Origin of the sequence: Streptomyces millisiae, assembly GCF_031845425.1 — a bacterium.
Lineage (GTDB): Bacteria > Actinomycetota > Actinomycetes > Streptomycetales > Streptomycetaceae > Streptomyces > Streptomyces millisiae.
Map to the genome: position 1 here is coordinate 1 of NZ_JAVREM010000111.1, position 11,530 is coordinate 11,530.

12 protein-coding genes are annotated in these 11,530 nt (G+C 73.9%); 6 read left to right on the plus strand and 6 right to left on the minus strand.

All coding sequences use genetic code 11. The features are described from left to right. Nucleotides 1-29: 29 nt before the first annotated feature. The 3 genes from hemW to RNC47_RS34660 are packed head-to-tail and all read right to left on the minus strand — an operon-like array spanning nucleotide 30 to nucleotide 2,891. Nucleotides 30-1,259 carry a radical SAM family heme chaperone HemW gene (gene hemW, locus RNC47_RS34650; RefSeq protein ID WP_311604678.1) on the minus strand — a complete coding sequence of 410 codons (1,230 nt, stop codon included), beginning with the start codon at nucleotides 1,257-1,259 and terminating at the stop codon, nucleotides 30-32. Nucleotides 1,260-1,285: 26 nt separating this feature from the next. Beyond that, entirely contained in the window at nucleotides 1,286-2,161 is an 876-nt protein-coding gene (locus RNC47_RS34655) for a DUF3097 domain-containing protein (RefSeq protein ID WP_311604679.1), read from the minus strand. Nucleotides 2,162-2,174: 13 nt separating this feature from the next. Then, on the minus strand, nucleotides 2,175-2,891 hold the full coding sequence (locus RNC47_RS34660; RefSeq protein WP_311604681.1) for an MBL fold metallo-hydrolase: 717 nt from the start codon (nucleotides 2,889-2,891) through the stop codon (nucleotides 2,175-2,177). Between the two features lie 189 nt (nucleotides 2,892-3,080). Between RNC47_RS34660 and hrcA the strand changes: the two genes are divergently transcribed. Genes hrcA through RNC47_RS34675 form a run of 3 tightly spaced genes read left to right on the plus strand, consistent with a single transcriptional unit; the run spans nucleotide 3,081 to nucleotide 6,031 of the window. After that, on the plus strand, nucleotides 3,081-4,097 hold the full coding sequence (gene hrcA, locus RNC47_RS34665; RefSeq protein ID WP_311604683.1) for a heat-inducible transcriptional repressor HrcA: 1,017 nt from the start codon (nucleotides 3,081-3,083) through the stop codon (nucleotides 4,095-4,097). A gap of 1 nt (nucleotide 4,098) precedes the next feature. Then, nucleotides 4,099-5,238: a molecular chaperone DnaJ gene (dnaJ, locus tag RNC47_RS34670; RefSeq protein ID WP_311604684.1), complete on the plus strand. Its 1,140-nt coding sequence runs from the start codon at nucleotides 4,099-4,101 to the stop codon at nucleotides 5,236-5,238. 46 nt (nucleotides 5,239-5,284) lie between these two features. Next, complete coding sequence (locus RNC47_RS34675) at nucleotides 5,285-6,031, plus strand: 16S rRNA (uracil(1498)-N(3))-methyltransferase (RefSeq protein ID WP_311604686.1); 747 nt, start codon at nucleotides 5,285-5,287, stop codon at nucleotides 6,029-6,031. 21 nt (nucleotides 6,032-6,052) lie between these two features. Here the strand turns inward: RNC47_RS34675 and RNC47_RS34680 are convergent, their stop codons facing one another. Then, the gene (locus RNC47_RS34680; protein ID WP_311604688.1) at nucleotides 6,053-7,468 is read right to left on the minus strand and encodes an MFS transporter; all 1,416 of its coding nucleotides are present in this window, start codon (nucleotides 7,466-7,468) and stop codon (nucleotides 6,053-6,055) included. A 107-nt stretch (nucleotides 7,469-7,575) separates the two neighbouring features. Here RNC47_RS34680 and RNC47_RS34685 point away from each other — a divergent pair, with 107 nt between their 5' ends. Beyond that, nucleotides 7,576-8,172, plus strand: coding sequence for a TetR/AcrR family transcriptional regulator (locus tag RNC47_RS34685; RefSeq protein ID WP_311604690.1), 597 nt, complete (start codon nucleotides 7,576-7,578; stop codon nucleotides 8,170-8,172). A gap of 14 nt (nucleotides 8,173-8,186) precedes the next feature. On the opposite strand, the gene RNC47_RS34690 is transcribed toward RNC47_RS34685, so the two are convergent. Continuing rightward, entirely contained in the window at nucleotides 8,187-8,315 is a 129-nt protein-coding gene (locus tag RNC47_RS34690) for a methionine/alanine import family NSS transporter small subunit (protein WP_311604692.1), read from the minus strand. Beyond that, entirely contained in the window at nucleotides 8,315-9,868 is a 1,554-nt protein-coding gene (locus RNC47_RS34695) for a sodium-dependent transporter (RefSeq protein ID WP_311604694.1), read from the minus strand. The genes RNC47_RS34690 and RNC47_RS34695 overlap by 1 nt, the downstream gene beginning before the upstream one ends. Before the next feature lie 181 nt (nucleotides 9,869-10,049). Here RNC47_RS34695 and RNC47_RS34700 point away from each other — a divergent pair, with 181 nt between their 5' ends. Next, the gene (locus RNC47_RS34700; RefSeq protein ID WP_311604695.1) at nucleotides 10,050-10,409 is read left to right on the plus strand and encodes a histidine triad nucleotide-binding protein; all 360 of its coding nucleotides are present in this window, start codon (nucleotides 10,050-10,052) and stop codon (nucleotides 10,407-10,409) included. Then, nucleotides 10,409-11,344, plus strand: coding sequence for a ribonuclease Z (locus RNC47_RS34705; RefSeq protein ID WP_311604696.1), 936 nt, complete (start codon nucleotides 10,409-10,411; stop codon nucleotides 11,342-11,344). Before RNC47_RS34700 ends, RNC47_RS34705 begins: the two co-directional genes overlap by 1 nt. Nucleotides 11,345-11,530: the final 186 nt, after the last annotated feature.

Consider the following 11,530-nt stretch of genomic DNA (forward strand, 5'->3'; position numbering starts at 1 on the left):
GGTGGGTGGGGGAAATCCCGCGCGCCGCGTTACGTCAGGTCGCGCGTGAGCGCGTCCGCCAGCAGTCGGCCGCGGCGCGTCAGCGCCGCGCGGCCGGCCGTGAAGGCCGGTTCGGCGAGGAGGCCGTCCGCGACGGCCCGCCGCGCCGCGGCGAGGCCGGCGGCCGTGAGGAGGGAGAGCGGGCAGCCGTCCACCAGCCGCAGTTCGAGCAGGATCCGCTCCACCCGCCGGTCCTCGGCGGTCAGCACCTCCCGCCCGGCGCCCGGCGACCTCCCGTCCGCCAGCGCCGCGGCGTACGCGCCGGGGTGCTTCACGTTCCACCAGCGCACGCCCCCCACCTGGCTGTGTGCCCCTGGGCCCGCGCCCCACCAGTCGGCGCCGGTCCAGTACAGCTCGTTGTGCCGGCAGCGGGCGGCCGCCGAGGTGGCCCAGTTGGAGATCTCGTACCAGCCGAAGCCGGCCGCCGACAGCGTCTCGTCGGCGATCAGGTAGCGGTCGGCGTGCACGTCGTCGTCCGGCATCGGGACCTCGCCCCGCCGCACCCGGGCCGCGAGCCGGGTGCCGTCCTCCACGATCAGCGAGTACGCCGAGACGTGGTCGGGACCGGCGGCGACGGCCGCGTCGAGGGATGCGCGCCAGTCGTCGTCGGTCTCGCCCGGGGTGCCGTAGATCAGGTCCAGGTTGACGTGCTCGAAGCCGGCGGCCCGTGCCTCGGCCACGCACGCCTCGGGGCGGCCCGGGGTGTGGGTGCGTTCCAGCACGGCGAGCACGTGCCGGCGGGCGCTCTGCATGCCGAAGGAGATCCGGTTGAAGCCGGCCTCCCGCAGCGCGGCGAGCGAGGCCGGGTCCACGGAGTCGGGGTTGGCCTCGGTGGTCACCTCGGCGTCCGGGGCGAGCCCGAACTCCTGCCGGACGGCGTCCAGCATGGCGCCGAGCGCGGCCGGCGGCAGCAGCGTGGGCGTGCCGCCGCCGACGAAGACCGTGGCGGCCGGGCGCGGGTCGTCGCCCAGCACCTTGCGGGCGAGTCTGATCTCCTCGGTCAGCACCTCCGCGTAGTCGTCCCGGGAGGCCAGCACCCCGCCCGAGCCGCGCAGCTCGGCGGCGGTGTAGGTGTTGAAGTCGCAGTAGCCGCAGCGCGTCGCGCAGTAGGGCACGTGCAGGTAGAAGGCGAGGGGACGCTCGGCGGCGCCGGCCAGGGCGGACGCGGGGAGCGCGCCGTCCGCCGGCATCGGCTCGCCGTCGGGGAGTGCGGAGGGCATGGGTCCATTGTCCGGCACCGGGGCGACTACGCGGGGCCGCCCACCGTGACGTGGTCGATCAGGTGCTCGACGGGGCCGAGCAGGCCGGGTTCGAGGTCGCGGTAGTCCCGCACCCGGTCGAGGATGGACCGCCAGGCCGCGCCCGTGTGCTCGGGCCAGCCGAGGGCCCGGCAGACACCCGTCTTCCAGTCCTGGCCGCGCGGCACCCGGGGCCACTCGGGGATGCCGAGCGTCGACGGCTTCACCGCCTGCCAGACGTCGACGAACGGGTGTCCGACGATCAGCACGTTCGGGTCGGTGATCTCGGCGGCGATCCGGGACTCCTTGGAGCCCGGCACCAGGTGGTCCACGAGCACGCCGAGCCTGGCCTCGGCGGAGGGCGCGAACTCCCGCACGATCGCCGGCAGGTCGTCCACCCCGGCCAGGTACTCGACGACGACGCCCTCGATCCGCAGGTCGTCGCCCCAGACCTTCTCGACCAGCTCGGCGTCCTGCCGCCCCTCCACGTAGATGCGCCCGGCGCGCGCGACCCGCGCCCGCGCGCCGGGAACGGCGATCGAGCCGGAGGCCGTCCTGACCGGACGTGCCGGCGCCGCGGGCGTGCGTGCCGGGCGCACCAGCGTCACGACGCGCCCCTCCAGCAGGAAGCCACGCGGTTCGAGTGGGAACACCCGGTGCGCGCCGAACCGGTCCTCCAGCGTGACGGTCGGCCCCTGCGCCGTCTTCTCACAGCGGATCACCGCCCCGCAGAAGCCCGTCGACACCTCCTCGACCACCAGGCCCGGCTCCGCCGGCACCTCGGGCACGGGAGCGCGCCGCTTCCACGGCGGCGTCAGATCGGGGTCGTACCGCCTGCCGAACCGGCTGTCGTGCTGTCCACCGGGAGGCTGTCGTCCGCGCATGCGCCCCATTCGATCACGCCGCGCCCGGGACGTCCCCGAACCGCTCGGCGAGCGCCGCCCGTTGGGCCCGGACGAACGCGGCGTCCACCACCGCGCCGTGCCCGGGCACATAGCGCGCCTCCGGGCCGCCGAGCGCCAGCAGCCGGTCCAGGGCGGCCGGCCAGCGTGCCGGCTCGGCGTCGGTCCCGGCCTGCGGCTCGCCCGACTCCTCGACCAGGTCGCCGCAGAACACCACGGGCACGGGGCCCGGCACGAGCACCACCAGGTCGTTCGGCGAGTGCGCGGGTCCCAGTGCCGCGAGCACCACCGTCCGGCCGCCGCCCAGGTCGAGCGTCAGTCGTTCGCCGAGGGCGATCTCGCGGGGCGGCGGCAGCGCGGCGAGCGCGCCGGCCGCCGCCTCGGCGAGGCCCGCGTCGAGCCCCTGCCGCACCGCGTCGGCCGCGGCCTCGGCCGGGCCGCCGGCCGGCAGCCGCCCGAAACGCTCGGCCGCCGGGAAGGCCCCGGCGCCCAGCACGTGGTCGAAGTGCGGATGGGTCAGGACCACGTGCGTCACCGGGACCCCGAAGCGGTCCCGCAGCTCGGCGCCGATCTCCTCGCCCGCCGGCAGCGAGGGCCCGGCGTCCACCAGGAGCACCCCGTCCGTGCCGGCGACCGCGCCCACCGTCTCGTCCCAGCCGGACAGGCGCCGGCGCACCACTCCCGGCGCCAGGTCTTCCCATCGAGTCGCCATGCTGGGACGTTAGCGTCACGACAAGAACATGCCAGCCAGGGGTGGCGGGTTCCGCGCGATACCGTCTCCCCGTTCACGATTCCCTGGCCGTGCTACCCGGCCGTACACTGGACAGGGTTTGGCACTCGCCGCGGCTGAGTGCCAGGGCGGGCAGCAGCAGGAACGACGGCCGGGCGGGAGGTGTGCGGCATGCTCAGTGAACGCAGACTCGAGGTGTTGCGAGCCATCGTCCAGGACTATGTGGGCACGGAGGAGCCGGTGGGCTCCAAGGCCCTCACGGAGCGGCACAACCTGCAGGTCTCGCCGGCCACCGTGCGCAACGACATGGCGGTGCTGGAGGAGGAGGGCTACATCGCCCAGCCCCACACCAGCGCCGGCCGGGTGCCGACCGACAAGGGATACCGGCTCTTCGTCGACAAGCTCGCCGACGTCAAGCCGCTCTCGGCCGCCGAGCGCCGGGCCATCCAGAGCTTCCTCGGGGCCTCGCTCGACCTGGACGACGTGGTGGCCCGCACGGTGCGGCTGCTGGCGCAGCTGACCAGGCAGGTGGCCGTCGTGCAGTACCCGTCGCTGAGCCGGTCGACCGTGCGGCACGTGGAGCTGCTGTCGCTGGCGCCGGCCCGGCTGATGCTGGTGCTCATCACCGACACCGGCCGCGTCGAGCAGCGGATGGTCGACTGTCCCGCGCCCTTCGGCGAGACGTCGATCGCCGACCTGCGGGCCCGGCTCAACAGCCGGATCGTGGGCGAGCGCTTCGCCGAGGTGCCGCGCCTGGTGGCGGACCTGGCGGACTCCTTCGAGCCGGAGGAGCGGGGCACGGTCTCCGTGGTCCTCTCCACCCTGTTCGAGACGCTGGTGGAGGAGAAGGAGGAGCGGCTGATGATCGGCGGCACCGCCAACCTCACCCGCTTCGCGCAGGACTTCCCGCTGACGATCAGGCCGGTGCTCGAGGCGCTCGAGGAGCACGTCGTGCTGTTGAAGCTGCTCGGCGAGGCCAAGGATCCGGGTATGACGGTCCGGATTGGGCATGAAAACGCTCACGAGGGCCTGACGTCCACCTCGGTCGTCTCCGTCGGCTACGGTTCTGGGGGCGAGGCGGTGGCGAAGTTGGGCGTGGTCGGACCGACCCGCATGGACTATCCGGGAACGATGGGAGCGGTGCGCGCGGTGGCACGGTACGTCGGACAGATTCTCGCGGAGAACTAAAGTGGCGGCTGACTACTACGCGATCCTCGGTGTGCAGCGTGACGCTTCGCAGGAGGAGATCAAGAAGGCCTTCCGCCGCTTGGCGCGGGAGCTCCATCCGGACGTGAACCCGGATCCCAAGACCCAGGAGCGGTTCAAGGAGATCAACACCGCCTACGAGGTGCTCTCCGACCCGCAGAAGAAGCAGATGTACGACCTGGGCGGGGACCCGATGGGGCCCGGCGGCGGCGCCGGCCCCGGTGCCGGCTTCGGCGGCGCCGGCTTCGGGAACTTCTCGGACATCATGGACGCGTTCTTCGGCACCGCCTCGCAGCGCGGCCCGAAGTCCCGCACCCGGCGCGGCCAGGACGCCATGATCAGGCTCGAGATCGACCTGAACGAGGCGGCGTTCGGCACCACCAAGGAGATCCAGGTCGACACGGCCACGGTCTGTGGCACGTGCAACGGCGAGGGCGCCGCCCCCGGCACCTCGGCGCAGACCTGCGACATGTGTCGCGGGCGCGGCGAGGTCTCGCAGGTCACCCGGTCCTTCCTCGGCCAGGTCATGACCTCGCGGCCCTGCCCGCAGTGCCAGGGCTTCGGCACCGTGGTGCCCACGCCCTGCCCCGAGTGCGCGGGGGACGGCCGGGTGCGCACCCGCCGTTCGCTGACGGTCAAGATCCCGGCCGGCGTGGACAACGGCACCCGGATCCAGCTGGCCGGCGAGGGCGAGGTCGGCCCGGGCGGTGGCCCGGCGGGCGACCTCTACGTGGAGATCAGGGAGAAGGCACACCCGGTCTTCCAGCGGCGCGGGGACGACCTGCACTGCACCGTCACCATCCCGATGACGGCGGCCGCCCTCGGCACCAAGGTGCCGCTGGAGACGCTGGACGGCATGGAGGAGGTCGACATCAGGCCCGGCACCCAGTCGGGCCAGTCGATCCCGCTGCACAACCGGGGCGTCACCCACCTCAGGAGCAACGGCCGGGGCGACCTGGTAGTCCACGTCGAGGTGCAGACGCCGCAGAAGCTCGACCCGGAGCAGGAGGAGCTGCTGCGGCGGCTCGCCAAGCTGCGCGGCGAGGAGCGGCCGATGGGGCAGTTCCAGCCGGGCCAGCAGGGCCTGTTCTCGCGCCTCAAGGACGCCTTCAACGGCCGCTGAGCCGGACTTCGATGCGGACGTCGGCGCGGACTTCGGTGGAGAGACGATGAGCACGGCCCCGGTCTTCGTGGTGGAGTCGCTGTCGGAGGCCGGCGCCGGCGGCCTTGTCACCCTGGACGGCGCCGAGGGCCGGCACGCGGTCTCGGTGCGCCGGCTGCGGGTGGGCGAGCCGGTCGTCCTCAGCGACGGCCGCGGCACCGGCGCGCTGGGCACGGTCGCCTCCGTCGACGGCCGGGACCGGCTGGAGGTCGCGGTGGCCGAGCTGCGGCACGAGCCGCCGCCGCTGCCCTCGATCACCGTGGTCCAGGCGCTGCCCAAGGGGGACCGCGGCGAGCTGGCCGTGGAGACCATGACCGAGACCGGCGTGGACCGGGTCATTCCCTGGGCCGCGGCCCGCTGCGTCACCCAGTGGCGCGGCGAGCGCGGGGCCAGGGCGCTGGCGAAGTGGCGGGCCACCGCCAGGGAGGCCGCCAAGCAGTCGCGCCGGCTGCGGATCCCCGAGGTGACCGAGCCGATGACCACCCGGCAGGTGACCGCCGCCCTGTCCGGCGCCGCGTTCGCCGGGGTGCTGCACGAGGCGGGCGCCGCGCCGCTGGCCGCGGCCGAGCTGCCGCCCGGCGGCGAGATCGCCCTGGTGGTGGGCCCCGAGGGCGGCGTCGCGCCCGAGGAACTGGCCGCCTTCGAGGCCGCCGGCGTGCGGCCCTACCGGCTCGGCCGCACCATCCTGCGCACCTCCACGGCCGGCACCGCCGCCGCGGCCCTCCTGCTCACCAGGACGGGCCGCTGGGCGTAGGCCCTTGGCCCTTGCCGCGCCTCAGTGCAGGTGCGCGGTCGGGGCCCCGGCGGGTGGGCGGCCCGCCGGTACGAGGAACAGCGCGGCCACGGCGCCGGCGGCCGCGCTGACGGCGAGGAAGGTCAGCGCGTCGGTGAGTCCGCCGGGGCCCGCGAGGTGGCCGGCGGCGATGCTCGAACCGGCGATGCTGGAGACCACCGGGACGCCGATCGCGCCGCCGAACTCGTGGCAGGTGTTGACGAGGCCCGAGGTCAGTCCGGCCTCGTCGGGCGCCACATGGGCCAGCGCGGTGGTGGTCGCGGCGACGAATCCCGCGCCCAGGCCGGCGGAGGCGACGCTGAGTCCCACCGACAGCGTGACGGTGCCGGTGTCCGCGGCCGGTATGGCGAGGCCGACGGCCGCCGTCAGCAAGGCGGGGACGGCGACCAGCCGGGGGCCGACGCCACCGATGGCGCGGCCGCCCAGGTGCGCGCCCAGCGCCGTGCCGACGGCCACCGGCAGGAACAGCAGTCCGGTGGCCAGCGGACCGTGCCCGCCAGGACCCTGGAGGTAGAACGAGCCGAGGAAGAAGGACGAGATCAGCAGGGCGGTGGCGACCAGCATCAGGAACGCGCCGGTCAGCACGGGGCGGCGGGTCAGCAGCGTCAGGTCCATCAGCGGCGCCGCCGACCGGCGCTGGAGCGCGGCGAACGCGGCGTAGAGCGCGAGGCCGGCGGCGAGCGGGACGAGCGTGGCGGGCGCGCCCCAGCCGTCGTCGCCGGCGTTGGTGAGCCCGTAGATCGTGGTCGCCGTGGCGGCGGTGACGAGCAGGGCCCCGGGCACGTCGAGGGCGGCACGTCGGGTGGGCCGGGCGGTGGCCGGCAGCGCGCCGGGCAGCAGGGCGAGCAGGACCAGGCCGATGGGCACGTTGACGTAGAAGATCCACTCCCAGCCGGGGCCCGCCGTGAGCAGCCCGCCGACCAGCACCCCGACGGCCGAGCCGGTGCCGCCGATGGCCGCCCACACACCGAGTGCCCGGTTCCGCTCCGGCCCGTGGAAGGCCGTGGCGACCACGGAGAGGGCGGCGGGGGAGAGCAGGGCGGCGCCGGCGCCCTGGAGCAGCCGCGCGCCGACGAGGACGGCGGCGCCGCCGGCGAGCCCGGCGGTGAGCGAGGCGGCGGTGAAGACCGTGAGCCCGACGAGCAGCAGCCGCCGCGCGCCGAAGAGGTCGGTGGCTCGGCCGCCGAGCGGCATCAGCCCGCCGAACATCAGTGTGTAGGCGGTGACGACCCAGGTCAGCTGGGTTCTGCCGAGCGCCAGACCGGCCCCGATGTCGGGCAGCGCGATGGCGACCACGGTGACGTCGAGGATCAGCATGAACTGCGCGGCGCCGAGCAGCGCCAGGGCGCGCCAGCGGCGCGGGTCGGGCGGCTCGTGGGCGGGGGCATGCGGGTGCACGGGGCGTCGCCTCCATAAGTCAAACAGGCGTGTTCGAGTTATTCGGCGTTAGGGTAACTCAAACAGCACTGTTCGACTAATGGGTGAGACGGAGAGAGGGGCACGACATGCCGGGGACCCGAGGGCGGCGAGCGGACGCCAGGCGCAACGCGACGGCGATCCTCGACGCCGCGGTGGAGTGCCTGAGCCGCGATCCCGACGCGAGCGTCGCGGACATCGCCCAGGCGGCCGGCGTCGGCCGGGTCACGCTCTACGGGCACTTCGCCTCTCGGGAGGAGCTGCTCGACGCCGTGTTCGCCAGGGCCATGCGGGAGGCCGACGCCGCGCTCGACTCCCTGGACCTCGAAGGGGACCCGCGGCAGGCCATGGTGCTGCTGATCCGCTCCTCCTGGCGGATCGTCGACCGGTCGCGCGCGCTACTCGTCGCCGCCGAGCGCGGACTGCCGCACGGCAGGATCAGGGAGCTGCACCAGCGGCCGTTGCACCGCATCGAGCGGTTGATCGAACGCGGTCGCGAGCAGGGGGAGTTCCGGACCGACATGCCCGTGGCGTGGCTGTCCGCCGCCTTCTACGGCGTGCTCCACACCACGGCCGACGAGATCACCGCGGGCCGGCTCGACGAGGCCGACGCGCCGGGGGCCCTCACGGGGATCCTGCTCGCCGCCTTCACGCCACCCGGGCAGCCGGTGCCGACGGCGGACTGAGTGAGGCGCGCGGATCAGCCCGCGTCGCCGTCCGCCGGCTCGGGCTCGTCCGGGTGGCTGCGCAGCTTGATGATGGCCGCCACCAGGCCGCCCCACACGATCGCCATGGCCACGATCATCATCACGACGGCTGACGTCGACATCAGCGGCTCCCCTCGCTCGCCTCGTTGGCCTCGTTCGCCTCGGCCACGGCCGGTCGCTCGCGGTTGGCCCGCCAGGGCAGCAGCGACAGGACCACGCCGAGCAGCAGCGCCCCGGCCGCCACGCCCCAGCCGGACCACAGCAGGAACGAGGTCGAGTAGCCGCCGTAGTTCTCGCTGAACTCGCTGTTCAGGCTGTCCACCATCATCCAGGTCAGCACCAGCGGCGTGATCACGCCGAGGCAGAGCCGCCACCACACGCCGAGCCCGAACGCGGAGGTGGCGTCCGCGTTGGCCTGGAGCGCCGGCAGCCGGCGCAGCACCCAGCTCACCGTGACCACCAGCGCGAGGCCGGCCAGCACGATGCCGTACTGGTTGATGAAGTGGTCGGCCACGTCCAGGAAGTGCAGCCCGCTGTCGTTCGAGAACAGCGCCACGGAGATCACCGCGATGCCGCCGCCGACCAGCAGCACGGCCGGCGTGCGGCGCAGCCCGGCGCGGTCCTCCACGGCCGCCACGATCACCTGCACGATGCTGATGAGCGAGGTGAGGCCGGCGATCACCAGAGAGACGAAGAACAGCACGCCGAAGAAGGCGCCCATCGGCATCTCGGAGATGATCTGCGGGAAGGCGACGAACGCCAGCCCCACGCCGCTGCTGGTGACCTCGTCCACGCCGACGCCGGCCTGGCCCGCCATGAAGCCGAGGGTCGAGAAGACGGCGACGCCGGCCAGGATCTCGAAGGAGCTGTTGGCGAAGCCGGCGACCAGCGCCGAACCGGTCAGGTCCGAGCGGCGGTGCAGGTAGGAGGCGTAGGTGATCATGATGCCGAAGCCCACCGACAGCGAGAAGAAGATCTGCCCGTAGGCCGCGACCCAGACGCTGCCGTGGCTGAGCGCGCTCCAGTCGGGGGTGAACAGCGCGTTCAGGCCCTCGGCCGCCCCGTCGAGGGTGAGCGCCCGCACCACGAGGACCAGGAAGAACGCCACCAGCATCGGGATGAAGACCATGTTGGCCTTCTCGATGCCCCGCTTGACGCCCAGCACCAGGATGGCCAGGACGACCACCCACACCGCGACCAGCGGCCAGGCCACGCCGGGCACGAACGTCGAGACGGTGCCCGGCTCTTCGCTGACCTTGAGGAAGTCGGTGAAGAGGAAGCCCTCGGGGTCGTCACCCCAGGCCTGGTTCACCGAGAAGCCGGTGTAGCGGACGGCCCAGGCCAGGATCGCGGCGTAGTAGGCGGCGACCACGACGCAGATCACCACCTGCCACCAGCCGATGGCCTCGGCCGGCCGGGCCAGCAGCCGGGTGGCGCCGGGGGGCGACGAACGGTACTTGCGGCCGACGGTGTACTCGAGGATCAGCAGCGGGATACCGGCGGTGAGCAACGCGCACAGATAGGGCACGATGAACGCGCCGCCGCCGTTCTCATACGTGACGGCGGGGAAGCGCCAGATGTTGCCGAGGCCGATGGCCGAGCCGATCGCGGCCATCAGGAAGCCGGCCCGTGAGCTCCAGCTCTCGCGGGCGTCCTGGGGAGCGGGCGTGGTCATGCGGGTGGTCCTCGTGTGGTCGCCGGTACGTTCGCTGATCTTCCGGTATGCAATGCATACGTAACCCGGGGAAGGCTACCAGCCGGTTCGGTACGGAGGACGGCCCGTGCGCGGTGCGCGGTAGCATCCCGTGCGTAGCGCTAGGACCGAGTCGCACCACGCACCTGGGAGGCACCGCGCAATGGCGGGAGAACCGCGGGCTGACTGCCTGTTCTGCAAGATCGTGGCGGGCGAGGTCCCGGCCACCATCGTCAAGGAGTCGGAGGCCGCGCTGGCCTTCCGCGACATCAACCCGCAGGCCCCCACCCACGTGCTGGTGATCCCCCGCGCCCACTACCCCGACGCGGCCAGCCTGGCCACCGCCGCGCCGGAGCTCGCCGCCGAGGTCCTGCGGCTCGCGGGCGACATCGCGGCCGACGAGAAGATCGTCGACCCCGGCTACCGCGTCGTCTTCAACACCGGCCCCGGCGCCGGCCAGACCGTCTTCCACGCGCACGCCCACGTCCTCGGCGGGCGCGGCCTCGAATGGCCGCCCGGCTGATGTCGCCCCGCGAGCTGGTCGTCCTCGGCACGGCCAGCCAGGTGCCGACCAGGCACCGCAACCACAACGGCTACGCGCTCCGCTGGGACGCCGACACCATCCTCTTCGACCCCGGCGAGGGCACCCAGCGGCAGATGATGCTGGCCTCGGTCAGCGCGCACCAGCTCACCCGGATCTGTGTCACGCACTTCCACGGCGACCACTCGCTCGGCCTGGCCGGCGTGATCCAGCGGATCAACCTGGACCGGGTGCCGCACCCGGTCCACGTCCACTACCCGGCCAGCGGCCAGCAGTACTACGACCGGCTGCGAGGGGCCACCGCCTACCGCGAGACGGCCCGACTGCCGACCCACCCGGTCACGGACGACGGGCCCATCGCCCACGAACCCGGCTTCACGCTCAGCGCGCACCGCCTCTCCCACCCGGTGGACTCCTTCGGATACCGCCTCGTCGAACCGGACGGCCGCCGCATGCTGCCCGACCGGCTCGCGGCACACGGCATCACCGGCCGGGACGTGGGCCGCCTCCAGCGGGACGGCACGCTGCGCGGGGTGCGCGTCGAGGACGTCAGCGAGCGGCGGCCGGGACAGCGGTTCGCCTTCGTCATGGACACCCGGCTGTGCGACGGCGTCTACGCGCTGGCCGAGGAGTGCGACCTGCTGGTCATCGAGTCCACCTTCCTGGCCAGGGACGAGGCGCTGGCCCACGAGTACGGCCACCTGACGGCCGGCCAGGCCGCCCGGGCGGCGGCCGAGAGCCGGGTACGGCACCTGGTGCTGACCCACTTCTCCCAGCGGTACGACGACCCGGCGGCGTTCGCCGAGGAGGCGCGGGCGGCCGGCTTCGAAGGCGACCTGACGATCGCCGAGGACCTGTCCCGCGTCCCCGTCCCACCGCGCCGCGACGCGGCGGTCCTCGACCCCCAGGGCCCCTGACGGCGGCCCGCGCCCACCCACCCTCCCCCAGCTAACGCTGGGAGGTGCCCCCACAAGCCGGGCGGGTCGTCGCGCGGCCGGGGGCCGCGGGGCCTGGCGGCGCAGCCGCCGCAGGCCCTCGGCCCTGCCGGGCCGTGAACCGCGCGCAGCGCGGTTGGGCCCGCCCCCCCCCCGCGCAGCGCGGAA